Origin of the sequence: Bacteroides galacturonicus, from assembly GCF_003096855.1 — a bacterium.
In the GTDB taxonomy this organism is placed as follows: domain Bacteria; phylum Bacillota; class Clostridia; order Lachnospirales; family Lachnospiraceae; genus Lachnospira; species Lachnospira rogosae.
This window is the reverse complement of the sequence record NZ_QEOA01000009.1, coordinates 56,724-80,939: the sequence shown is the minus strand read 5'-3', so window position 1 is coordinate 80,939 and position 24,216 is coordinate 56,724. Positions and strand designations below refer to the sequence as shown.

Annotated in this window: 23 protein-coding genes; 3 read left to right on the top strand and 20 right to left on the bottom strand. The window is 37.1% G+C overall.

All coding sequences use genetic code 11. The features are described 5' to 3' along the window. Positions 1–11: 11 nt before the first annotated feature. The 12 genes from C7390_RS13285 to C7390_RS13230 all read right to left on the bottom strand — a co-directional run bounded on the left by C7390_RS13285 (position 12) and on the right by C7390_RS13230 (position 13,837). A complete protein-coding gene (locus C7390_RS13285; RefSeq protein ID WP_022501311.1) occupies positions 12–296 on the bottom strand; it encodes a hypothetical protein in 285 nt (94 codons plus the stop codon). A 46-nt stretch (positions 297–342) separates the two neighbouring features. Next, positions 343–1,335: an ornithine carbamoyltransferase gene (gene argF / locus C7390_RS13280; protein ID WP_116444336.1), complete on the bottom strand. Its 993-nt coding sequence runs from the start codon at positions 1,333–1,335 to the stop codon at positions 343–345. Between the two features lie 279 nt (positions 1,336–1,614). Beyond that, positions 1,615–2,622 (bottom strand): cell wall hydrolase, encoded by a 1,008-nt coding sequence (locus C7390_RS13275; protein ID WP_082421635.1) that lies wholly within the window; start codon positions 2,620–2,622, stop codon positions 1,615–1,617. 237 nt (positions 2,623–2,859) lie between these two features. After that, the gene (locus C7390_RS13270) at positions 2,860–3,654 is read right to left on the bottom strand and encodes a TrmH family RNA methyltransferase (protein WP_116444335.1); all 795 of its coding nucleotides are present in this window, start codon (positions 3,652–3,654) and stop codon (positions 2,860–2,862) included. 21 nt (positions 3,655–3,675) lie between these two features. Continuing rightward, positions 3,676–4,650, bottom strand: coding sequence for a 6-phosphofructokinase (gene pfkA / locus C7390_RS13265; RefSeq protein WP_022501315.1), 975 nt, complete (start codon positions 4,648–4,650; stop codon positions 3,676–3,678). A 210-nt stretch (positions 4,651–4,860) separates the two neighbouring features. Then, positions 4,861–8,397, bottom strand: coding sequence for a DNA polymerase III subunit alpha (locus C7390_RS13260; protein ID WP_116444334.1), 3,537 nt, complete (start codon positions 8,395–8,397; stop codon positions 4,861–4,863). A gap of 208 nt (positions 8,398–8,605) precedes the next feature. Further along, positions 8,606–9,910, bottom strand: coding sequence for a TRAP transporter large permease (locus C7390_RS13255; protein ID WP_116444333.1), 1,305 nt, complete (start codon positions 9,908–9,910; stop codon positions 8,606–8,608). Between the two features lie 42 nt (positions 9,911–9,952). Then, the gene (locus C7390_RS13250) at positions 9,953–10,426 is read right to left on the bottom strand and encodes a TRAP transporter small permease (protein ID WP_022501318.1); all 474 of its coding nucleotides are present in this window, start codon (positions 10,424–10,426) and stop codon (positions 9,953–9,955) included. A 1-nt stretch (position 10,427) separates the two neighbouring features. After that, entirely contained in the window at positions 10,428–11,438 is a 1,011-nt protein-coding gene (gene dctP / locus C7390_RS13245; protein ID WP_116444332.1) for a TRAP transporter substrate-binding protein, read from the bottom strand. Between the two features lie 37 nt (positions 11,439–11,475). Next, a complete protein-coding gene (locus C7390_RS13240) occupies positions 11,476–11,943 on the bottom strand; it encodes a YhcH/YjgK/YiaL family protein (protein ID WP_022501320.1) in 468 nt (155 codons plus the stop codon). Between the two features lie 55 nt (positions 11,944–11,998). Then, positions 11,999–12,925 carry a ketopantoate reductase family protein gene (locus C7390_RS13235; RefSeq protein WP_055176518.1) on the bottom strand — a complete coding sequence of 309 codons (927 nt, stop codon included), beginning with the start codon at positions 12,923–12,925 and terminating at the stop codon, positions 11,999–12,001. Between the two features lie 216 nt (positions 12,926–13,141). After that, positions 13,142–13,837 (bottom strand): cyclase family protein, encoded by a 696-nt coding sequence (locus tag C7390_RS13230; protein WP_022501322.1) that lies wholly within the window; start codon positions 13,835–13,837, stop codon positions 13,142–13,144. Positions 13,838–14,206: 369 nt separating this feature from the next. On the opposite strand from C7390_RS13230, the gene C7390_RS13225 reads away from it, so the two are divergent. Together C7390_RS13225 and C7390_RS13220 are read left to right on the top strand one after the other, a co-directional pair. Continuing rightward, positions 14,207–14,974: an AzlC family ABC transporter permease gene (locus C7390_RS13225; protein ID WP_116444331.1), complete on the top strand. Its 768-nt coding sequence runs from the start codon at positions 14,207–14,209 to the stop codon at positions 14,972–14,974. Positions 14,975–15,010: 36 nt separating this feature from the next. Beyond that, positions 15,011–15,337 carry an AzlD domain-containing protein gene (locus C7390_RS13220; protein ID WP_022501324.1) on the top strand — a complete coding sequence of 109 codons (327 nt, stop codon included), beginning with the start codon at positions 15,011–15,013 and terminating at the stop codon, positions 15,335–15,337. Positions 15,338–15,501: 164 nt separating this feature from the next. Here C7390_RS13220 and C7390_RS13215 read toward each other — a convergent pair whose 3' ends face one another. The 5 genes from C7390_RS13215 to glnA form a co-directional block, all read right to left on the bottom strand. After that, a complete protein-coding gene (locus C7390_RS13215) occupies positions 15,502–16,338 on the bottom strand; it encodes a bifunctional 5,10-methylenetetrahydrofolate dehydrogenase/5,10-methenyltetrahydrofolate cyclohydrolase (protein ID WP_022501325.1) in 837 nt (278 codons plus the stop codon). A gap of 83 nt (positions 16,339–16,421) precedes the next feature. Beyond that, positions 16,422–17,039, bottom strand: coding sequence for a cyclodeaminase/cyclohydrolase family protein (locus C7390_RS13210; protein ID WP_022501326.1), 618 nt, complete (start codon positions 17,037–17,039; stop codon positions 16,422–16,424). A 29-nt stretch (positions 17,040–17,068) separates the two neighbouring features. Further along, a complete protein-coding gene (dapF, locus tag C7390_RS13205; RefSeq protein ID WP_022501327.1) occupies positions 17,069–18,010 on the bottom strand; it encodes a diaminopimelate epimerase in 942 nt (313 codons plus the stop codon). Positions 18,011–18,111: 101 nt separating this feature from the next. Further along, a complete protein-coding gene (locus C7390_RS13200) occupies positions 18,112–18,666 on the bottom strand; it encodes an ANTAR domain-containing response regulator (protein ID WP_055176523.1) in 555 nt (184 codons plus the stop codon). Positions 18,667–18,693: 27 nt separating this feature from the next. After that, complete coding sequence (glnA, locus tag C7390_RS13195; RefSeq protein WP_116444330.1) at positions 18,694–20,025, bottom strand: type I glutamate--ammonia ligase; 1,332 nt, start codon at positions 20,023–20,025, stop codon at positions 18,694–18,696. A gap of 237 nt (positions 20,026–20,262) precedes the next feature. On the opposite strand from glnA, the gene C7390_RS13190 reads away from it, so the two are divergent. Further along, positions 20,263–21,084, top strand: coding sequence for a polysaccharide deacetylase family protein (locus C7390_RS13190; protein ID WP_318295709.1), 822 nt, complete (start codon positions 20,263–20,265; stop codon positions 21,082–21,084). A 3-nt stretch (positions 21,085–21,087) separates the two neighbouring features. Here the strand turns inward: C7390_RS13190 and C7390_RS13185 are convergent, their stop codons facing one another. Genes C7390_RS13185 through C7390_RS13175 form a run of 3 tightly spaced genes read right to left on the bottom strand, consistent with a single transcriptional unit; the run spans position 21,088 to position 24,132 of the window. Continuing rightward, a complete protein-coding gene (locus C7390_RS13185) occupies positions 21,088–21,951 on the bottom strand; it encodes an aldose 1-epimerase family protein (protein WP_055176529.1) in 864 nt (287 codons plus the stop codon). A 42-nt stretch (positions 21,952–21,993) separates the two neighbouring features. Further along, positions 21,994–23,232, bottom strand: coding sequence for a nicotinate phosphoribosyltransferase (gene pncB / locus C7390_RS13180; RefSeq protein ID WP_055176532.1), 1,239 nt, complete (start codon positions 23,230–23,232; stop codon positions 21,994–21,996). A gap of 30 nt (positions 23,233–23,262) precedes the next feature. After that, positions 23,263–24,132: an NUDIX hydrolase gene (locus C7390_RS13175; RefSeq protein WP_116444328.1), complete on the bottom strand. Its 870-nt coding sequence runs from the start codon at positions 24,130–24,132 to the stop codon at positions 23,263–23,265. Between the last annotated feature and the right edge of the window lie 84 nt (positions 24,133–24,216).

The window sequence follows — 24,216 nt, the reverse complement described above, 5'->3', positions numbered from 1 at the left end:
TCCTATAATTATTACAATACCACAAGTGCAGTAAATACAGTCATTATTCCAAGAAGAACTGCAACAACTGCCACTATAACACCAGATACCTTATTGCCATTTATAAAATGCTTCACAGCCGTAAGTGTATTAACAACTGTTCCAAGAAGAAACTCTATTGGAAAAAGCACCCCGCTTCTGCTTCTTAGGAACATTATTATAATAAATATAACTGTTGCTGCAATTGTAAGAACTATATTAGTGTAATCTATAATCATTTTGGTCTTTTTATAAGAACCACTTGTTGTATAATACATACCAATCCTCATTTCTATGCAATTAATAGTTACGTTACTTATAGGTTTAATATGCTCCAAGTGTAGCTGCCATTACAGCCTTGATTGTGTGCATACGGTTCTCTGCCTCATCAAATACAACTGACTGCTCTGACTCGAATACCTCATCTGTAACTTCCATTTCATCAAGTCCGAACTTATCGTGAATTTCCTTGCCTATTGTTGTCTTTAAGTCATGGAAAGCTGGAAGGCAATGCATAAATATAGCGTTCTTATCAGCATTGTCCATTACCTTCTTATTAACCTGATATGGAAGAAGTGCGTTAATTCTCTCTGTCCATACCTCATCAGGCTCACCCATTGATACCCATACATCTGTGTAAAGAACTTCTGCACCCTTAGTGCCTTCTGTAACATCTTCTGTTAATGTTACAGAACCGCCACTTTCTTTAGACCATTCCCTGCACTGGTTTACAAGATCTTCATTAGGGAAATATTCCTTAGCTGTACAAGCTGTAAAATGTAATCCAAGCTTAGCACATACTATCATAAGTGAATTACCCATATTATATCTTGCATCTCCCATATATACGAACTTAACACCTTTTAATCTTCCAAGCTTTTCTTTTATTGTAAGCATATCAGCAAGCATCTGTGTTGGGTGGTACTCGTTAGTAAGTCCATTCCATACTGGAACTGAAGAATACTTTGCAAGGTCTTCTACTATCTCCTGTCCGAAGCCTCTGTATTCAATCCCCTCAAACATTGTACAAAGAACTCTTGCTGTATCTGCTATGCTCTCTTTCTTTCCTATCTGCGAACCCTTAGGGTCTAAGTAAGTTACGCCCATACCAAGGTCGTGTGCTGCAACTTCAAATGAACAACGTGTTCTTGTACTTGTCTTTTCAAATATAAGAGCAACATTCTTTCCAAGTAATGGCTGTTCAACAACTCCGTCCTTCTTCATCTTCTTAAGCTTTGCAGCCAATTCTATAAGATATTCTATTTCCTCTGGTGTATAGTCTTTTAATGTTAAAAAATCTCTTCCTTTAAGATTCATAATGTTCCTCCATTCTTTAGCATAAATCATATGTAAACAATCTCTGCTCTAAGGCTATAGCATATTATCCTGCTAATAATACCCGATTTATAAATTTAGATAACATTTTATCGCAAACAGCTCATAAATGCAACTTCTTACATATTCAAATAACACTTACCTGCTTACATCACTGTTTATTAATTATAAAAATACCAGCGTGGTAACATTCATCTATTTTCTAATCATAAAAAATACCAGCACAGTGACTTTTATCTGTTCACTGGCTGGTATTCTTATTTAGTGGAATACGTGTCCACCGATTATTACATAGTCTGACATTGCTGAAAGATTGGTTATTGAAACCATTCTGAATGATGTATATCCGCCGATATTGTTCTTTCCTGACAATGCCTCAAGTGCTGCATCCATACATTCCTGTGTACGGATACCACTGTTAAGTCTGTTCTGGAACTTAGCTGATGGACCGCCTGCTCCATCTGATGCTCCTGAGAACTGTGACTTCTGATATATAACCCCTGTTATTGAATTAGGATAGTTAGAGCTTCTAACTCTGTTTAATACAACATTAGCAACTGCAAGCTTCCCCTCATATGGCTCATAAGCTGCTTCCCAGTCAATAATGCAGGCAAGAAGATATATTTCTTCATTACTTACGCTCATTGTTGAGTTATACGATATATCTGTTCCAGATATTGTTCTTGATATAACTGCCTGTATTCTTTCTTCTTCAGCTATCCTTGCAGCTTCCTGTTCTGCTGCAATTCTTTCTTCTTCGGCAATTCTGGCAGCTTCTTCCTCTGCCTCTTTTGCTTCTGCCTCTTCAATTGTATATCCTGTAAGGATATCTTTTTCATCAAGAGTCTGGGCTATAACCTCTGCCTCCTGATTGAATAATAAAGCGGCTGTCTTAGTATATCCTTCGCAATTACCTGAGCTTATCTTAGTCATATTGCCATTAACTTCCAACACATCTACCACTGTGTTCTTATAAAGTCTGCCATTAACTGATGAATTCTCATCATCGGCTGCATATACATCAAGATAAGGTTCTGTAATCGCAAGCGCTTTATTTTGCATCTGCCCCTGCTGTTCTTCGTAACCTGTTAAGATTATTTCCTCAACATTGGCTGCGTATGATGCAACTCTGACCTCGGTATCAGTAATTGTACTTTCGTGTTGCTCATAGGTAGGTTTGGCGTCTGTTACCTTTGGAAGAACCGGCATCATCATCACTACCAGCGTAGCTCCCAAACAACAAGCAGCTTTGCTACTTCTAAGTTTCATAAAGTTTTTCCCTTTCCGGCACAAGTTGTTAAATGCGCCTACAAAATGTTACAGAATTGTTACATTTTGTTACGAAAGTATAATAGCAAAGTTAATCAAATTTGTCAAATTTGTTACAAAAAGCCACGGAACACAGTGTTTCCGTGGCTTTGTGCTTATATTACTGATTTAACATTTATTAAATATTTATGAAAATGTACCCTTAAAAAGAGAGCTTCGACACATTTCTGCCTGTTATTACAATCTCTGCCTTACTGCTTCATATGTAAGAATTGTACACGCAATAGCAGCATTAAGTGACTCAACCTCACCCTGCATTGGAATTCTTACATATTCATCAGCCTTATCTGCTAACTTATCTGTAAGTCCATTGCCCTCATTGCCAATCATAAATGCAGTAGGGTTTGTATAATCTTTCTTATTATAATTATCTGTACCCTTAAGGTGTGCCGCATATACTGTCACGCCCTTAGACTTACATACATCAGCCGCCTCGCATATATCATCTACATATATAACCGGCACACGGTAAAGTGAACCCATAGTCGAGCGGATTGTCTTAGGATTGTATATATCAACTGTGTTACTGCTCATAATAATTCCTGTAACGCCTGCACCTTCAGCCATTCTTACAATAGTTCCAAGATTACCGGGATCCTGAAGATTTTCAATAATAAGAAGTAATGGGTTGTGCTTGTCTGAAAGTATGCCTTCCAAATCTGTATCTGACATTCTGACAACTGCCATAATTCCCTGTGGTGTCTGTGTATCTGCCATACGCATAAACACGTTGTCTGTCACAATCTCCAGCACGTCTTTTCCTATGCTGTCATAATTCATTCTTTCAAGGAATTCCTCATTATCAGCCTTAAAAGTCTCTGATACATATACCTTTACAAGTCTGTCTGCCGGTGCTTCTGACACCATTTTCACGCCCTCAACAACAAACTGCTTCTCCTCTTTTCTTAACTTTGCTTTTTTCTGCAGATTCACTACGTGCTTAACCTGCGAACTACTTGTACTTGTAATCATTTTTCACCATTTCCTGTATAATTAGTTAGAAAGCATAGCACTTATATTAAACTCATAATCACTAATATCCTTAGTCATGGCAAGTGCCTCATCAATATCATAATCAACGAACCTTCCGTCCTTATAAGCTACAAGTCTGTTGCTCTTTCCTGCAACTAAAAGATCAACTGCATAAGAACCCATAATAGAAGCATACATTCTGTCCTTACATGTAGGTGAGCCGCCTCTCTGCATATAACCAAGAATAGTAGCTCTTGTCTCTATTCCTGTAGCAGCTTCTATTCTTCTTGCCATTCCTGTTGAATGTCCGATTCCTTCAGCATTAATTATAAGGTGATGCTTCTTGCCTTTCTTTCTTCCGTCAATAATGTGATTAATTATTGCCTGTTCATCACCATTATATCTCTCTGGAAGAAGAATATCCTCTGCACCATTAGCAATACCACACCAAAGTGCAATATAGCCTGCATTACGTCCCATTACTTCAATAATACTACATCTTTCGTGAGATGTTGATGTATCTCTTATCTTATCAATAGCCTCCATAGCAGTGTTAACCGCTGTATCAAAACCAATTGTATAGTCTGTACAGGCAATATCAAGGTCAATTGTTCCTGGAAGACCTATTGTATTAACTCCAGTCTCAGCAAGCTTCTGTGCTCCACGGAAAGACCCGTCACCACCTATGACAACAATACCATCAATCCCGTGCTTTTTACATACCTCAGCAGCCTTCTTCTGTCCTTCTTCTGTCATAAACTCAAGACATCTAGCAGTATAAAGAATTGTACCACCTCTCTGTATAATATCAGAAACACTCTTCTTATCCATATCGATAATCTCATCATTAATAAGACCGTTGTAGCCCTTCTGAATTCCTTTTACTTTAAGTCCCTTGTTAATAGCTGTTCTTACTACAGCTCTGATTGCAGGATTCATACCAGGGGCATCTCCACCGCTTGTTAATACACCGATTGTTTTAATTTCTTTAGCCATAAATAATTTCCCCTTTCATCTAAAGTCTATGACATTCACCATATAAATATCTTGTAAGTAACAAAGTATTCTCTGTCAACAGATACAACCTTTATAACACTTACAGCTTTATAATTGTCTAAATAGTTTAACCTTTTTTAATAGTACCACAAATCTTTAAAAAGATATATTATTTTAGATAATTTTTATCTAAATTTTTATACAATTATTTTATGTTGTCGTAACATTTTTATCTCCATACAGCCCCTTAAGCTTCATAAGAAGTTCTGAATTAACCTGTACAGTCCTGCTTGCAGGAAGGGCAATCCTTTTATTCTCTTTAGTGCAGTATATAATAACAGAATCTTTTCCATCTGAATTGTAAAGAATATCATTAAGCTCACTCTGCTTTGACTGGTATTCTTCTTCACTCTCAAATCTTATCCAGAGCTTTCTTGGAACAGTGTTAAAATCTATAACCTTATCACATATAAGCCTTGCATTCTCATCTGCATTTGCCTGAACCCTTCCTGTAACAAACACCTTATCTGCTGTATCTATAACTGGCCGGTTAATAAGAAAGTTCCTCGGAAATACGATTACCTCAACAGTTCCAACAAGATCCTCAATTGTAAGATATGCCATAAGCTGTCCGTTCTTGGTTGTCTTAACGCTCTTATTCATTATCATTCCGCCAATCGTAGCAGTATTGCCATCTCTTACCTTAGTTTCGCCTGTCTCATCATCTATCTCAAAATCTGTTGTGACATTGGTTATATATTTCTTCACCATTCCAGTATATTCATCAAGAGGGTGTCCGCTTACATATACACCAAGAATTTCTTTCTCGTAACCAAGCAGTTCTTCCTTAGTGTATTCCGTAACATCCGGAACTTTTATCTCATAATCTTTCTTTTCTTCCTCGCCGACAAAATCAAACAGTGACATCTGTCCAGACATCGAATCTTTCTTCTGCTTAACCGCATTATCAAGCATACTGTCTGCCACAAGCATCATCGCACGCCTCTTGTTACCAAAGGTATCAAATGCTCCCGCCTTAATAAAATTCTCTACTGCCCTTTTATTAAGTGCATCTGACATACGATTAATAAAATCCTGCATTGATGTGAAAGTACCATTACTTGTTCTTTCATTTATAATTGCATTGATTGTCGGTCTTCCAAGTGACTTAATTCCTGCCATTGCAAAACGTATGCCACCATTATCTACTGAGAATTCCATCTGTGACTCGTTAACATCTGGTGGAAGAATATTGATATTCATCTGCTTACAGGCGTATATATATCCCGCTACCTTTGATGTATTATCAATTACTGATGTCATAAGTGCCGCCATAAATTCTACTGGATAATATGTCTTTAAAAATGCTGTCTGGAACGATACAACTGCATAGCAGGCAGCGTGGGATTTATTGAAGGCATACTTTGCAAAATCAATCATATCATCATATATCTTTCCTGCAACCGTCTCATCTATACCATTATTAACACAGCCCTTAACACCTTCTTCTGGATTGCCATATATGAAATTCTTACGCTCCTGCTCCATAACATATGCTTTTTTCTTAGACATTGCTCTACGGACAAGGTCACTTCGTCCCCACGAATATCCAGCAAGATCTCGTACAATCTGCATAACCTGTTCCTGATACACAATACAGCCATAGGTTGGTTTAAGAATTGGTTCTAACTGTGGGCAGGCATAAGTAACATTTTGCTGGTTATTCTTACCTTCTATATACTGTGGAATAAAGTCCATAGGACCTGGTCTGTATAATGATATACCCGCTATCAGATCTTCCAGATTGCTAGGTTTTAATTCCTTCATAAATGACTTCATTCCTGCACTTTCAAGCTGGAATATACCATCACATCTTCCTGTACTTATCGCATCAAATACCCCTTTATCAGTGTAGTCAATCTTATCTATAGAGAAGTCCTTATTGTGCTTTTTAATAAGATTTTCTGCATCTTTAATAACTGTAAGTGTTCTAAGACCAAGGAAATCCATTTTTAGAAGTCCTAATTCTTCAAGCGTTGTCATTACAAATTGGGCAACTACTGCACCGTCAGATCCAGTTGATAACGGAACATAATCTTCTACTGGCTTTCCACATATAAGAACTCCTGCGGCGTGCATAGATGCGTGCCGTGGAAGTCCCTCAAGCCTTTTACTCTTATCAATTAAATCTCTTACAGCCTCATTGTTCTCATATTCATTTCTAAGGTCTGGATTTTCATTAATTGCTTTATCTATTGTAATTCCAATCTCTCTTGGAACCATCTTGGCAATATTATCAACCATAGCATATGGAAGGTCTAACACTCTTCCAACGTCCTTTATAACAGCCCTAGCTGCCATAGTACCAAATGTAACAATCTGTGATACACAATCCTTACCATACTTGGCAACTACATAATCTATTACTTCCTGTCTTCTCTCATAACAGAAATCCACGTCAATATCGGGCATAGATACACGTTCAGGATTTAAGAAACGCTCAAAGATAAGGCTGTATTTAATAGGGTCAAGGTCTGTAATCTCAAGGCAGTAAGATACTATGCTTCCTGCCGCTGAACCTCTTCCCGGACCGACCGGTATATCGTGCCTTTTAGCATAATTAATGTAGTCCCATACAATAAGGAAATAATCTACATATCCCATTGAATATATTACTGAAAGTTCATATGCCAATCTTTCAAATATATTATTAGTATCCCTGGCAATCTTAATAACTACATCTTTTCTATCCTCAACTGCTTCCTCTTCTGCCTTTCTGACAAAATCCTCAACAGATATATCTGCCGCCTGATTTGGATATCTTTTCTTAAGTCCCTCGTAACACAGATAATTAAGATATGTCCAGGATGTATAGCCATCTGGCACTGCAAATTTAGGGAGCTTGGTAACTCCAAATTCTATCTCTACATTACATCTTTGTGCGATCTTTTCTGTATTGGCTATTGCCTGAGGTGCATATTTGAATAAATCGGACATTTCTTCCGGTGATTTAAGATAATACTGTCCACCTGTATATCTCATTCTGTTCTCATCTGTAACTTTCTTTCCTGTCTGTATACAGAGCAGTATATCGTGTGCCTCAGCATCATCTGCATATGTATAATGCACATCATTAGTACATATAAGTTCAATTCCTGTCTCCTCAGACATTCTTAAAAGCTGTGGATTAACATAATGCTGTTCTGCAATTCCGTGATCCTGTAATTCAAGGAAGAAATTGCCCTTGCCAAATATGTCCTGATATTCCAGTGCTACCTTCTTAGCTTCTTCATACATTCCTCTTGTGAGGTATCTTTGAACTTCACCTGCAAGGCAGGCACTTGATGCGATTATGCCCTCACTGAATTCCCTTAATACTTCTTTATCAACTCTTGGCTTATAATAAAAACCTTCTGTAAAGCCCCTTGATACAATCTTCATCAGGTTCTGGTAACCCTTGTTATTCTCTGCTAACAGAACAAGGTGGTTATATTTATCATCACCTGTTCCTGCTTCCTTATCAAATCTTGAACCCGGAGCAACATACACCTCACAACCAAGAATAGGCTTTATTCCTGCATCCTTTGCAGCCCTGTAGAAATCAATAACTCCGTACATAACACCATGGTCTGTTATCGCAAGACTATCCATTCCAAGCTCTGCCGCTCTTTTAGTTATCTCTTTTATTTTACTTGAACCGTCCAGAAGTGAATACTCTGTATGGACGTGTAAATGTGTAAATGGCATATGCTCCCTCCATAACAATTATTATTAACAGCATACCATAATTCATGGTAAAAAGAAACCGTATCAGCCATATGACCAATACGGTTTCCATACATAATATTAGGAAAAAAGTTTATATAAATGTGGTGTATATCCACATTTTATCGTTATTAATAGTGCTGTTCTTTCTTAAGTTAATAGCACATTTTCTTTATCTATATACCTTTATTTATACAAGTCCAAGTACCTTAGGAAGGAACATTGAAAGCATTGGTATATAAGTTACAAGCAAGAGGGCAATAAGTATTATTGCAAAGTATGGAAGCAATGTCTTTATTACGCTTTCGATTGTAGTTCCACCAACTCGGCAGCCTGTAAAGAGAATTGTTCCTACAGGTGGTGTTATTGTACCAATTGATAAGTTGAAGCAGAGTAAGATACCAAAGTGAATTGGATCCATTCCGAATGACTTACAGATTGGTAATAAAATTGGTGTAAAGATAAGTATCGCTGGTGTTACGTCCATAAATGTACCAACTACAAGTAATAATACATTGATAAGAAGTAAGATAAGATACTTATTAGTTGTAAGACCAAGGATTGCATTTGCTATCATATCTGGAATTCCTGTAAATGCCATAGCCCATGACATAATTGATGAAAGTCCGATCATAAATGTAATGATACCCGTTGTCTTAGCTGCTTCAAGGACAATTCTTGGAATGTCTTTAATCTTGAAAGCCTTATATATAAGTGATAATACGGTTGCATATACTACTGCGATAGCAGAACCTTCTGTTGCTGTGAAGATACCACCAAGGATACCTCCGATTACGATTACGATAAATAAAAGGCTTGGGATTGCCTGCCAGAATGTCTTAAGAGCAACCTTAACTGGAACTCTCTGCTCTGCCTGATAACCACGCTTCTTAGCCATAATTCCTGCAAGTATCATAACTGCACCACCCCAGAGAAGACCTGGAATATAACCTGCCATAAAGAGTGCTGCGATTGATACGCTTCCTGCAACGCTTGAATATACGATCATTGTGTTACTTGGTGGAATTAACATACCTACTGGAGCAGATGCTACGTTTACTGCTGTACTGTAGTTCTTGTCATATCCTTCTTTTTCTTCAAGTGGTCCGATTGTACCACCCATAGCAGCGGCGGCTGCTGCACCAGAACCTGATATAGCTCCGAATAACATATTAGCTACTACATTTGACTGTGCAAGTGCACCTGGCATACGTCCACTGATTACCTTGGCACAATTAACAAGTCTTGTTGCTATACCACCATTATTCATTATATTACCTGCAAGAATGAAGAGTGGAATTGCTATAAGCGAGAATGAATTAGAACCCGCAAATATTCTCTGAGCAGAAGTTGCAAATGAAACATCTGCTGGAATCATACATATCATTGATACTGCTGATGACATACCAATTGCTACACCGATTGGAGCGCCGATAACAAGCAGTACAACCAGTATTGTAACCATTACTAAGGCTACCTGTAATGCTATACTCATATATACCTCTCATTTCTATGCACTTATGTGCATTGCGTACCTTTATGCTTCATCTTTTTTAAGTTCAAGTCCGATATTGTATATGCTGTAAAAGATAATTATTACGCCGCATATTGGAATAATTGAATATATAATACCTGTTGGAATATGCAAGATTGAGTCAAACTGTACGAAGTTCATATGTGTAATCTTAAAACCACCAAATACCATTATAAGACCAGCAAATGCGATTGTTACACATTCAATTATTATATTGACGATTCTCTTAGCTTTCTTAGGAAGCTTATCTTTTACTACTGCAATATTAATGTGCTCTCTCTGTCCAAACATATATGTTGCAGATATGATTATTAACCATACAAATGAATATCTTGTAAGTATTTCTGTTACACTGCTTGGAGCTGAGAAAATGTATCTGGCAACAACCTGATAAGTTACCATAAGTACCATCATTATAAATATGAATACACTTGCATACGAAGTTACTTTATCTAATATATTTTTTACTGTCTTCATATTAATTCTCCTCTCTTAAAGCTTCTACTTTATTATAAATATCCTTTGTCATATCTGACTGGTTAGCAATACTGTCAAGTAATGGCTGGCATTTTTCCCTGAATTCGTTAGTATCCGGATACACAAAGATTGCACCGTGTTCTTCTGCTTCTTTCTTACCTGCCTCAACAGCTTCCTTAAATGTATCAAATTCATATTCTGTTGATTCCATTACAAGCTTATCAAATATTGCTCTGTCTTCTTCTGACATGCTGTCAAGGAAATTAGTACTTGCTACAACTACATCAGGGTGAACAATATGTCTTGTATATGAGTAATATTTAGCTACTTCATAATGCTTGAAATCTGAATATACAAGCTCACTGTTCTCACCTGCATCAATTACACCCTGCTGAAGTGCTGTATACACTTCTGACTGTGACATTGCTGTACCTGTACCACCCATATACTTAACCATATTAAGATATGTTGTACTATCATTTACTCTTACAATCATACCCTTAAGATCATCTGCTGAGTTGATAGGCTTGTCAGCATATATATTTCTTTCACCTGCTGTATATATTGTAAGGACTTCAAAATTGTACTTTCTTGTTGACTTGAAAAGGTCTGTAAATACCCCTGATTCTGTTGCTCTTCTTAAATGATCCATATCCTGATAAAGATAAGGTGCACCGACAATAGCAAAGTTAGAATCATATCCTTCTGGAACTGAACATGGTACTATAGCCATATCAAGTGCACCAGTTCTGATGAATTCTGCCATAGAACCCTGCTCACCAAGTACACCGTTAGCATATATAGTCATTTTGTATCTGCCATTAGTAGCTTTCTCGAACTTCTCACCAAGCTCCTTCATAACTTTATACTGTGGGTGATTTTCATTCTGGTTAAATGCTACTCTGATAATCTTAACTTCCTGACCATCTGCACTTTTACTTCCGCATCCTGTAAGTGTAAAGCTGGCCATTAAACATACGCATAATAATAATGCCATCAATTTTTTACCCATAAAATCCTCCATTCTTATGCTTTTGCATACAAGTGAATTACTTTAAAAGTTCTACACTTACTTTAACTACAACTTTTCTTACCTTCATAGGCTCTCCATCTGCAACCTGTGGTCTGTGAATATCTGTAGGGAAGAATACACAGAAACAGCCTGGTGTTGATGTGATAAAGCCTTCATTTTCTACATCTTTAACAAATATAAGATCTCTCTCATCATATCTTTCTGCCACTTCGTAGTTACCTGTATCTGGTGTGAAGCCTAACTTTTCCCTTCCTGTTACAAGAAACTGTACATCAAGATATTTCTCGTGGTATTCCGGCTTTCTTGCCTCTAATGGTTCTGTCTCAGCATCGAATACCTGTGCATACATAAGCTTTCCTTCTATCTCATATACGCCGGTTTCCATTTTAGTAAAATCATTGTTCTTTAAATATTCTATTGCTCTTTGTACTGCTGCTGGATAATTCTTAAAATCATCCTTTGTATGAATTGATGAAAATATCATAACAAAACTCCCTTCTATTATAAATATGAAATTCTATAATATATACATTTATATTTTATTCTACATTATTCTTGCTTTTGTTCTCCATTGCATGAACCATATTAACAATCATCTTATGTGATGGAACTGGAACTCCCAATCTGTCACCAGCCTTAACTACCGCACCGCTGATTGTATTAACCTCCGTAAGCCTTCCTGCCTTAAGGTCTGCATATATAGATGTTCTTCCTTCTGGAGAATTAAGAGATGTATTTCTTACCCGTTCAATCATTTCTTCTTCATTAAACTCAAGCCCCATAGCTTTAGCTACCTGCATTGCCTCTTTTATAAGAATAACTGTCATATTCCATGCATATTCATCTGTTGCGATAAATCCGATTGGAACCTGAAGAACTCCTGTAAGAACACTAAGTGAAACATTAGTAAACAGCTTGTCCCATATAAGCTGCTGGATATTATCATAAATGTGTGTATCAAATCCACAAGAGTCAAGACAGACCTTAACTTTGTCAAGCATATGCTGTGAATCTTCAACAAGCATACCGATATTGGTCTTGCCCTTGCCGCCTCTTCTTACATATCCGTCACCAAGGATTGCTCCATTATCTTCTGTTGTACCTATGATAATTCTTTCCTTAGGAACAAATTCCAAGATAATGTCTTCGTGGCCTGCACCATTCTGAAGAGTCATTACATATGTGTTATCTCCTATTATTCCCTTATTCTCCATAAGTGCTGCTCTTGAATATAAAGCCTTAACAAATATAATTACTAAATCTACTTCACCTATTCCTTCACTACTAAGTAATGCTGCTGGGTGATATATTACATCTGTATCATTCTCAAATAACTTTAATCCGTCTGCATTAATCTTATCTACAAGTTCTGCCTTCTTATCAATCATATATACATCATTGTTAGTAGAAAGATGTCCACCATATATAGAACCCATGGCACCAGCTCCAAGTACCGCTATCTTCATAGTATGCCTCCATTTCTTCACATTTTTGTTATCTTAAATATTATTTCTTCTTAAAATATTCTTCTTTTATCTGTTTATTATTACCGTAATAAATATTTTTCTTTATTTATTATTTTTGCTATTGCGGTAATAAATATTTTTTTATTATTTCTATTGCTGCCGGCAGCCCTTAAGACCGCCAGCATATTATATTATGTTAAATACATTTTCCACTGATTAGCGGGTAAATTCTGCAAGACCTTCAATAGCATAAGCTCTGATTGGGCAAGAATCCAAGCCATATATTGGAAGTGGTGAGTATGACATAAAGAATGTATCCTGTGAAAGCTTATCAAGGTTCTTTAATACTTCAAGGAATACGATGTTCTCTGCCATACAGATGTCGTGGAAAGGCTTAACATCTTCGTTGCAGTTCTCAATTGAAACACCATCACCGAAGCCTACACACTTAATCTTGTGGTCTACACACCACTGTGCTGTCTCACCATTTACTAATAATCTCTGATCCTTGTCTGTATTAGTATCAGGTGTGAATGGGTCAAGCTTGTAAGATGAGTCGATGATAAGAATATCACCTTCCTTTACCCAGCCTTCTGTTGCCTTGTCAAGGTCTGCCGCACTGATGTGCTTTCTGTGAGGAAGTGTATCCTTGAAGTCAACATATATTGCTCTTCCCATAAATGTTGTAAGTGGAAGTTCAGCAACTGATGGCCAGTTGTCATCGTGATGATAAGGACACTCGCAATGTGTTCCTAAGTGGCTTGTAAGATCCATTGCTGTGTGGAAATCAGGAATTGGTCCGCCTGTGTTATATCTGATAAGGTGGCATCTTCTTGACTCTGTCTTTGGGTCTAATGGCTTTGTAAGATCGATTACCTTTAATCCGTTTCCTAAAGCAAATGTTGTGTTCATAATTAAATCCTCCTGTGAATTAAATATTTTGTTTACTTGTTAGCTTTTTAGATACTTGTTAAATTTTCCTGTTTGTTACTTATTTGTCATTTCCTTTGGCACTTGCAGTATACCAGTATACCGGTTTATAATCAATTATCAAAACTTTATAAATTTCTGATAATATTTTTGTAATATATGCACAAGTGTAAGTCGATTTTCAAATACTTTTGCTAAAATAGCATATCCATTTTTGTATATTTGTTAAACTTTTGACATTGCACCAGATGAAAACATTGTAAAAATATAGCATTTGTTGTATCATAATGGTTTGCATAAGCTTTAATGTCTATTGCAATTTTTATATTATTTTGCAAGATTGGAGAATATATGAATAATTCAACCTCTTATTGGTTAAAAAAAGGAATTCACAACGGTATGCCTATAGCACTTGGCTACCTTGCTGTTTCTTTTACATTGGGAATTGCCGCTAAGAATGCAGGACTGACCGCCTTACAGGCTGCCCTTGCAAGCATAACATGCCACGCTTCTGCTGGTGAGTTTGCCGGCTTTACACTTATTGCGGCACTTGCTGCATATACAGAGATTGCTGTTATGGAACTTATAATTAATGCACGATATTTTCTTATGTCGTGTGCCTTAAGCCAGAAATTAGATAATAAAATGCCATTTTTTCACAGACTTATTATGGGATTGTTCGTTACTGATGAGATATTCGGACTGACAGTATCTGTTCCTGAAAAACTCAACCCCGCATATATGTACGGAATGGTTCTTGTAGCCTCACCCGCGTGGGTTCTTGGAACATACTTCGGCGTGCTGTTTGGAAATATACTTCCAGCTAATATTGTAAGTGCTTTAAGTGTCGGATTATACGGAATGTTCATTGCAATAATAATTCCTCCGGCAAGGAAAAATCACATAATTGCAGGCGTTGTAGCAATATCAATGATTATAAGCTGTATATTCAGCTATGCCCCTGTTATAAGCAGCATTTCCTCTGGAACTCGAATTATTATATTAACAGTTATCATCTCACTTGTGGCAGCAATTCTTTTTCCTGTAAAGGAAGAGAATGCCAGAAGTGCTGATAATGCTGGCAATGCTGATAACACTAATGCTACTAATAATACTTAAGAAACATATTACCTATATAGAATTGGGAGATTATTTATGCCTACACATAATACATACATATACATATTAATTATGGCTCTTGTAACATATCTTGTAAGAGTTCTCCCTCTTACACTGATACGAAAAGAGATTAAAAATATCACAGTTAAATCATTTCTTTACTATGTGCCTTATGTAACACTTGCTATTATGACTTTTCCAGCGATATTATCTGCAACCTCCAGTATAATATCAGCGGCTATCGCTTTTGTAATAGCCATCGTGCTTGCGTGGATTGGAAAAAGCCTTTTTCAGGTTGCAATGTTAAGCTGTGCATCAGTATTTATTGTAGAACTTGTTATAACATTTTTACAGACACATTAATATAAAGATTAAACCGCTGTCAGCCATTGAAATTAAAGGCTGGCGGCGGTTTCTATCAACACATTTTGTCCTATAAGTCTTTTATCCTATAAGTTCATTAATACCTTAATAAATATTAACTATCTGCTAGTGTATGTTAATGTATAACTAAAGCTTAATAAGCATTATCTCATATGTGCAGCTTTCACTAAATGCTTGGCAAGTACAGATGTTGTAACTGAGCCAACACCACCCGGTACTGGAGTTGCGATTGAGGCAATATTCCCTATTGCTTCAAAATCCACATCTCCGCAGAGCTTTCCTTCCTCATCAACATTTATTCCAACATCAATAACAACAGCACCATCTGCAACATATTCAGGCTTTATCATCTTTGCTGAGCCTGCCGCTGCAACAAGTATCTCCGCATGCTTACAGGTCGCCGCCATATCGACTGTCTTTGTATGTACAACTGTAACTGTTGCATTTCTTTTCATAAGAAGCATAGCCACAGGTTTACCAATAACAAGGCTTCTTCCAACTACTGTAACTCTCTTGCCTTTAATATCTACACCTGCATAATCTAACATCTCTATAACAGCCTCCGCTGTACAAGGTGCATATCCTGTTTCATCTCCTGCATATACCTTAGCAAGATTAACCGGTGATATTCCATCAAGGTCTTTTCTTGGGTCTATTCTGTTCTCGACAGCCTTCTCATCAATATGCTTTGGCAATGGTCTTAAGAGAAGGATTCCATCTATGTCGGGATTATTGTTAATCTGGTCGAATTCCTTCTGAAATTCATCATTAGATATATCTGCCGCAAATGTATATGTTGTACATCTTACGCCTACTTTATCCATTTTCTTTACTGCTCCACGTTCATATGAACAGTCATCCGGTCTTTCACCAACTCTTATTATTGCAAGATGTGGAAGTTCCCCATCTATATTCTTAATATCTTCTATAAGCTGCTCATTAATAGAATTAGCAACTGGCAGTCCTTTTAATATTTCCATTAGATAATACCTCCATTATTCTGACTGTATATATTGTTATCCTGGTATTTTTATATAACTACAATGCCAATATCTTGTGATTATTATGGATGTACGCAATCCATAACCCTGTCATATATTTTATCAGCAAGTTCATTGCCTGTAATTACAAGCTCGTCAGCTTTAGTATTCATATCCTCTGCAACATCAATATTTTTCATAAGCTTTGTATTGATATACACATTTAATGAAGCTCCGTTAAGAGCCGCCTTGCACATCTGTACACCAACACCTGCATCACTGATTGCAAGTCTGCTTCCAATAACCGATATTCTGTCAATAAGCTTTATTGCCTCAACTATAAGCTCCATCATAGAAAGAGGAGCTTCACTTGCAATAAGCAAAGCATTTTCCATAACCTTATTACGGTGCTCTAACTGTTCTTCTGTATCCTTAGGAAGTCCGTAAGCTTCTGATAACGGCTTAAATGCCTTGGCATCCTTATCCATACACTCATACAATCTGTTAGTAATGTCCCCAGCTTTAACAATAAGTTCTTCTATTTCTTCCTGATATTCTGCATATTTTTTCTTTCCTGTTGTCAAAGAAAGCACCATATTGCCCAATGCCATTCCTACTGCTGCCACATATCCGCAGGCTCCCCCTCCTCCAGGAACCGGCTCTTTAGAAGCTAGAACATTTAAAAAATCCTTCATATCCATATACTTTTCCTCACTTCCTTAAATATCTGCTAAATTTCTATTGTACCTGTAAATACTGTTGTTGCAGGACCTTCCATATACACATTTCCTGACTCTGTATCCCAGCTTATATTAAGGTCTCCGCCAAGAAGATGAAGTGTTGCATCAATATCACACATTCCATTAAGCACTGTCGCCACAAGGCTTGCACAAGCACCAGTACCACATGCAAGAGTTTCCCCTGAGCCTCTCTCCCATACTCTCATATTAAGATTTTTTCTATCAACTACCTGAATGAATTCAGTATTAACTCTTTCTGGAAATGCCATATGGCTTTCAAAATGAGGTCCGATTTGTTCAATTGCAAACTTCTTTATATCAATATCTTTATCAAGATACACTATTCCGTGTGGATTACCCATTGATACGCCTGTTATCTCATATATACCGCCATTAACTTCTATCTTTTCTGCTACAACGGCGTTGGTTACTTCACTAAGTGCCTTTACTGCAACTTTGCTAAGTCCTGTATCCTTTGCGTTAGAAAGTATATCCTTGTATACAGCTTTATAATCCTTTAATGCACTTATATCCATCGGAATATCTGCGGCTTCAAGAACCGGACATCCCATATTAACCTTTGCTGTTGCGACCTTTCCGTCTGTACCTATATTTAATTCGAGTATCTTTATACCAGCAAGTGTATCAATATTTACTGTTGTCTTATCTGTAAGACCATTATCATATACATACTTTCCGACACAACGTATGCCATTGCCGCACATCTTTCCCTGTGAGCCGTCAGCATTGTACATTTCCATAAAGAAATCAGCCTTATCTGATGACTTTATAAGGATAAGTCCGTCCGAGCCTATTCCTGTATGTCTGTCACTTACCTTAATTGCAACCTCACTTGGATTATCTAATTCTTCTTTAGTGCAGTCAACATATACATAATCATTGCCTGCTCCGTGCATTTTTGTAAATACCATATATCCTCCAATCACCTTACTATAAAATTATATATCAGTATCTTTCATTAATAATACCAATCTGTTACATCTATATCTTTCTTTAATACCCATCTTTAGTGTTACGCATCCGTAAATATACTCATAACCATAGTCGCCGATTCTACCATAGTATTACCGCTGTCCATACTGCATTTTTGTATATAACGGAATGCTTCCTGCTCAGTCATATTATTCTTTTCCATAAGCATATGCTTTGCAGTATCTATTATCTTTTGTTCCTCAGGGCTTCTCTGCCTTGGCGTGGTTCTAGCTTTTCTTCTGCGGCGAATCTGCGATTGCTGCATAATCTCAATTGTAGATAATAAATCATTAACTTTAATCGGCATGGCAACGCATACAACATTGCTGTCGTGACATTCCTCCCACAAATTCTGCGACGCGACAAGCAGTATTTCAAAACTCTTTGGCTTGTATTCGTATAGTTCTGAATACAACATATTATCAGACAGCTTATAACCACATATTATAATTCCGTCTGACAGATTATCTGCCTGATTGATAGCCTGAGCACCGCTTGTACAGGGAACTGCCACATCATAACCTCTTCTTACTAAAAGACTGCGAACCGCCTTGGCCTCCTCTATTTTCGGAAACGCAACTATTAATGTAGACATATTCTAACCTCTTATCACAGTCAGTTTTTAAAATTTGTAAAGGTATTCATCAAGTTCCCACTGGGTAACCTGTGTCTTGTAATCGTTCCATTCTCTTAACTTGGCCTCTGTGTACTTAGATGTAATATGTTCTCCTAATACATCACATATGAACTTATCCTCGTTAAGATATCTGACAGCATCATAAAGACTTTCAGGAAGCACCTCTATAGCCGCCTGCTTTCTTTCTTCATCTGTCATCTCAAATATATTACAGTCAACACTTGCTGGAACCTCAAGTTTATTCTTAATTCCATCAAGACCAGCCGCAAGGCAGGTTGCAAGTACAAGATATGGATTAGCTGATGGGTCTGGATTTCTTAATTCAACTCTTGTACCCTGTCCTCTTGAAGCCGGAATTCTTATAAGCGGACTTCTGTTAGTTGCTGACCACGCAATATATACAGGAGCTTCATAACCCGGAACTAATCTCTTATAAGAATTTACTAATGGATTAGTAAGTACCGCCATACCCTTTGCGTGCTTCATAAGTCCTGCTATAAAATGATATGCATCCTCTGACAAACCAAGTGGGTCATTCTCATCAGCAAATATATTCTTTCCGTCCTTGGCAAGTGACATATTAACGTGCATACCTGAGCCATTAATTCCATACTTTGGCTTTGGCATAAATGTTGCATAAAGTCCGTGTCTTTTAGCTATAGTCTTTACTGTAAGCTTAAATGTCATTATATTATCGGCTGTCTTTAACGCCTCATCATATTTAAAATCAATCTCGTGCTGTGCTGGTGCAACCTCGTGATGTGAAGCTTCTATTTCAAAGCCCATATCTTCAAGTGTAAGCACCATATCTCGTCTTACATTTTCACCTAAATCTGTTGGACCTAAATCAAAATATCCAGCTTTCTCGTGTGAAAGTGTTGTTGGCAGTCCGTTATCATCCGTGTGGAACAGGAAGAATTCACATTCAGGTCCTACCTCGAATACATATCCCATATCCTCAGCTTCTTTAATTACTTTCTTAAGAATCCAGCGTGGATCACCTTCAAATGGCTTACCATCAGGTGTATACACATCGCATATAAGCCTTGCAACTTTGCCCTGCTGTGGTCTCCATGGGAATATCTCAAATGTATCATAGTCTGGATAAAGATACATATCCGACTCTTCAATTCTTACAAATCCTTCTACTGAAGAACCATCAAACATACATTTGTTATCAAGTGCTTTTCCTAACTGGCTTGATGTAATAGCTACATTTTTCAAAACTCCGAACATATCAGTAAACTGAAGTCTGATAAATTCAACATCTTCTTCCTCAACCATTCTGAATATGTCCTGCTTGGTATACTTTCCCATATCACTCTGTTCCTTTCCTGATTAAATGATAAGCATAAGCGTTATTATAATATTCACCAGTGCACATTTTACGCACCCTCAACTAATACGCCAATACAGATAATATACTACATTTACCTTTATCTTGTATACATTGTTTTGTCAAAAACTAATAATGTAAACCGTCATATTAACTTTGACTTTAACATATAATATTCCAACAATAAGTGCCTGTATCATACAGAAATGAGGATTACAATGAAGATCAGCCATTACAAATTATCAGTATTACTTTCCATAATACTTCTTAGTCTTGCAACTTTTTTCTACATATACACGACAATATTCACACCACACGGTGCATATACCAATAGTTCGGCTATTATTAATGGAATTGGCGGAGGTAATATAACTGGTGATTGTCAGGCAGGAAAAAAAGCACTGCCAATATACTGCGTGCAGACTGACAAGAAACAGATTTCGATATCTTTTGATGCTGCGTGGGGTGCTGACGATACTATCCAGATACTGGACGTTTTAGATAAACATAATGTAAAGACTACATTTTTTATGACGGGAGGCTGGGTATCAACTTATCCTGATATGGTTAAAGAAATATACAGCCGCGGCCACGACCTTGGAAATCACAGCGAGAACCACAAACAGATGAGTAAGCTTGATACTGCCTCACAGAAAGAGGAAATTATGTCTGTACACCAGAAAATAGAAGAACTCACAGGATACAACTGTTTCCTGTTCCGCCCTCCTTATGGTGATTATAATTCTGAACTAATTAATACTATATATGGCTGTAACCACTATCCTGTACAATGGGACGTTGACTCTCTTGACTGGAAGGACTACGGCGTTGAAAACATTATAAAAACCGTCACCACGCACAAAGCACTTGGCAACGGCTCTATAATTCTTATGCACAACGGTGCTAAATTCACGGCTGATGCACTCGATACCGTCCTTACTAATCTTGAACAGCAAGGGTATGAGATTGTTCCTATATCACAGCTTATCTTAAAAGATAACTTCCATATGGATAGTACCGGACGACAATTAAATGATTAAAAGTTACATAAACCTCATCTTATAACCACCGCTGAACACTTTCCCAACTGCAAGCTTATTGCCCCACTCCCTGTCTGTAAGCCTGCAGTTAAAATCTACTGCATCAGCACGTCCATACCAAGGCTCTATGCACACAAAAGGTACTCCTTTTCCTGCTGATGACCACAATCCAAATACCGGTGTATCAAATATAACCTCAACAACCGGTTTGCAATCTTTACAAAGGCTTACACATTTTATGTCGTTGTTCTCAATAATATAAGCATCCTTATCAAAGAAATTCTCTGTCAATGTCACATTTTTATTAGTGATTGGCATATAGTGGATATCTGGCTGTACAAGTCCATCCTTTGATAACAAATGATATTGTATTCCATTCTCTTTGGTTTCGAATCTTACCTGTGCTCCAATGGCATTTTCACCACACACAAAAGCCGGATGTCCACCAATGCTGAAATACATCTCTTTATTATCCTTATTCACAACTTCCCATATAGTTATGACATTATTATCTGCCAGTCTGTGTGTTATCTTTAACTCAAAGTCAAAAGGATATACAGCTTTAGTGTTCTCATCAGACTCCAGTTTCATAACCACGGCACTATTATCCTTCATAACAAGACTAAACTCCATATCTCTTGCAAAACCATGCTGTGTCATATGATATTCTTTTCCCTCGTATATTGAAGTATCGTTCTTATACCTTCCAACCAGCGGGAATAATACTGGTGTATGTCTTTTCCATATGTCTGGCTGTCCAGACCATATATACTGCTTATTATCGCTCTTTCTAATAACTGATACTATCTCACAGCCCTTACTATCTACAATCACCTCAAAATTATCATTACTAAGTGTATACTGCATATATTTCCTCTCCCTTATGTTTATTTGCAGTTACCTGCCTTATTATCTGTCGTTATTCATCCTCCAGTCTATGCATCTTTGGAGATATTCAACATATTCTGGATTTTTGCACATACCCTTTCCCGGATTATCTGAAATCTTAGCAACGTCCATTCCATTACATTTAGTAGTCTTCATTACTATATTAAGTGCCGGAACATCTGTATCATTACTTATATATGTTCCTATTCCAAATGCAACCTTAGCTTTTGCATTAAAGTATCTGTAAAGCTTGTCAGCCCTGTCAAAGTCAAGGCTGTCACTGAATAATAATGTCTTATTAGCAGCATCTATCCCAAGACTCTCATAATGCTTAATCATCTTATCCCCCCATTCGTATGGGTCGCCGCTGTCATGTCTTACACCTCCAAAAAGTGTTGCATAAGTAAGCTGGAAATCCTTTAAGAAGCAGTCTGTTGTTATCGCATCTGTAAGTGCAATACCATTAAGAATTCCATATTCCCTTACCCAGGCATCAAGTGCATACCAGTTAGAATATGCCGGATTGTGCTTATGGTTGCCCTGTCCTGTACACATTATCCACTCGTGTGCCATTGTTCCAACAGGTGTAAGATTATATTTCTTGGCAAGATATACATTACTTGTTCCTACGAACAAAGAATTACCATTATAGTCAGCCTCTGCAAGTGTCTTAACCGCAAGTTCCTGTGCCTCTGATGATAATCTTCTTCTAAGTCCGAATTCACTAAAGCTTCCAAGCCTGTATACATTCTTTCCTTGTGCTTCATCAGCCTCATCGGCCTCAAGTGCCGCAACCTTGGCACTTAATCTTTCCTTAAAGCTCTTAAGAAGTTCATCATAATTATATGCCATTCTGAAATACACTTCATTGACAATCGCAAGTGTTGGTATCTCATATAATGAAGTATTAAGCCACGTTCCAAAAGTTTCTATGCTAAGTCCACATTCTGCATCAGTTGTAATCTTAAAATCAGCATATCTTGCCTGCCATAATCTTAAGAAATCAACATAACTTCCTTTCATCCACTTAACATTTTCAAGATAATCAAGCTCGTCCTCTGTAAATCTTAAAGTACAGAAATGCTTTATCTGCTCTCTGATTTCTTCTACCATCTCTTCTGTAAAATGTACATCTTTATTCCTGCACTTAAATGTCCAGGTTGTCTTATAATCAGAGAACTGGTGGTAAATTGCCTGTCCCATACTGAACTTGTACATATCTGTTTCCAAAAGACTTACTATAATTGGATTTAATTTCATAAATAATCCTCCGTTCCTGTGCTGCTACACTTACTCCTGACTGTCATTACTGTATACATATAACTCTGATAATTTATTGCCTGTTATTGATACACCTTTTTTATTAACGGCCTTTATTTTATCATTTATACTTCTTTTAAAACTTGTCTTATACAACTGCTTTCCAAGTATAATCTCGTACACTCTCTGCAAATCTGGAAGTGTGAATTCCTTATGCATAAGATTAAATGCAACATCACTATATTGTGTCTTATTCCTTAATCTCATAAGTCCCTCCAGGATAATCTTGGCGTGGTCAAATGCTAACGCCTCATAACTTATAAGTTCCGGAATGTAACTCTTCACGCTGATACAGCCATTTTTAAATGTCTTTTCCTTAAGCGAATATTTAATCGTAATATTTTTCTCTTTATTAGCAAATGTCAATATCTCATCATTAAATGTTATATCAAACCATAATGCTTCACTCGCATCATCTCCAGCCTGCGGCTTAATTCCATCAATTGGAATAAGTGTCATATACGCTATATCTATAACCCTCATTCTTGGATCTCTGTCCGGCTGGCTCATTGTATAGAGCTGTTCCATATATATATCTTTAAGTCCTGTTTCTTCTTCAAGCTCTCTGCACGCTGCCGTATACGCTGATTCTGTTATATTAACAAAACCTCCCGGAAGTGCATAACAATCTATATATGGATGATTATTACGCTTTATAAGAAGTACTTTAAGACATTTTAAATCCCTGCTCATGCCAAAAAGAAGCATATCAACCGTAACACTAGGTCTTTCATAGTGTCCCGGATTATATTGTTCAAGAAACTCCTTTTCTGTAAGCCCATCTTTATTTCTTCTTTCAGCTCTTGGTATATACTCATTATTATTGCTAATTTCACTCATAAAACCTATACCTCTTATTAAAAGTAGCTTTTTGATACTTTTATATATACTACTTTTGTACTAATATGTCCAGTATTTTTTACT

Coding starts and splice junctions, on each gene's coding strand:
- C7390_RS13250 (WP_022501318.1), bottom strand. CDS start 10,426: ATGAAGACAGTAAAAAATATATTAGATAAAGTAACTTCGTATGCAAGT.
- glnA (WP_116444330.1), bottom strand. CDS start 20,025: ATGGGAAAGTATACCAAGCAGGACATATTCAGAATGGTTGAGGAAGAA.
- pfkA (WP_022501315.1), bottom strand. CDS start 4,650: ATGGCTAAAGAAATTAAAACAATCGGTGTATTAACAAGCGGTGGAGAT.
- C7390_RS13210 (WP_022501326.1), bottom strand. CDS start 17,039: ATGGATATGAAGGATTTTTTAAATGTTCTAGCTTCTAAAGAGCCGGTT.
- C7390_RS13285 (WP_022501311.1), bottom strand. CDS start 296: ATGTATTATACAACAAGTGGTTCTTATAAAAAGACCAAAATGATTATA.
- C7390_RS13270 (WP_116444335.1), bottom strand. CDS start 3,654: ATGATTACAAGTACAAGTAGTTCGCAGGTTAAGCACGTAGTGAATCTG.
- argF (WP_116444336.1), bottom strand. CDS start 1,335: ATGAATCTTAAAGGAAGAGATTTTTTAACATTAAAAGACTATACACCA.
- C7390_RS13240 (WP_022501320.1), bottom strand. CDS start 11,943: ATGATATTTTCATCAATTCATACAAAGGATGATTTTAAGAATTATCCA.
- dapF (WP_022501327.1), bottom strand. CDS start 18,010: ATGGTATTTACAAAAATGCACGGAGCAGGCAATGATTATGTATATGTT.
- C7390_RS13225 (WP_116444331.1), top strand. CDS start 14,207: ATGAATAATTCAACCTCTTATTGGTTAAAAAAAGGAATTCACAACGGT.
- C7390_RS13255 (WP_116444333.1), bottom strand. CDS start 9,910: ATGAGTATAGCATTACAGGTAGCCTTAGTAATGGTTACAATACTGGTT.
- C7390_RS13200 (WP_055176523.1), bottom strand. CDS start 18,666: ATGTCTACATTAATAGTTGCGTTTCCGAAAATAGAGGAGGCCAAGGCG.
- C7390_RS13220 (WP_022501324.1), top strand. CDS start 15,011: ATGCCTACACATAATACATACATATACATATTAATTATGGCTCTTGTA.
- C7390_RS13215 (WP_022501325.1), bottom strand. CDS start 16,338: ATGGAAATATTAAAAGGACTGCCAGTTGCTAATTCTATTAATGAGCAG.
- C7390_RS13175 (WP_116444328.1), bottom strand. CDS start 24,132: ATGAGTGAAATTAGCAATAATAATGAGTATATACCAAGAGCTGAAAGA.
- dctP (WP_116444332.1), bottom strand. CDS start 11,438: ATGGGTAAAAAATTGATGGCATTATTATTATGCGTATGTTTAATGGCC.
- C7390_RS13260 (WP_116444334.1), bottom strand. CDS start 8,397: ATGCCATTTACACATTTACACGTCCATACAGAGTATTCACTTCTGGAC.
- C7390_RS13190 (WP_318295709.1), top strand. CDS start 20,263: ATGAAGATCAGCCATTACAAATTATCAGTATTACTTTCCATAATACTT.
- pncB (WP_055176532.1), bottom strand. CDS start 23,232: ATGAAATTAAATCCAATTATAGTAAGTCTTTTGGAAACAGATATGTAC.
- C7390_RS13230 (WP_022501322.1), bottom strand. CDS start 13,837: ATGAACACAACATTTGCTTTAGGAAACGGATTAAAGGTAATCGATCTT.
- C7390_RS13235 (WP_055176518.1), bottom strand. CDS start 12,925: ATGAAGATAGCGGTACTTGGAGCTGGTGCCATGGGTTCTATATATGGT.
- C7390_RS13275 (WP_082421635.1), bottom strand. CDS start 2,622: ATGAAACTTAGAAGTAGCAAAGCTGCTTGTTGTTTGGGAGCTACGCTG.
- C7390_RS13185 (WP_055176529.1), bottom strand. CDS start 21,951: ATGCAGTATACACTTAGTAATGATAATTTTGAGGTGATTGTAGATAGT.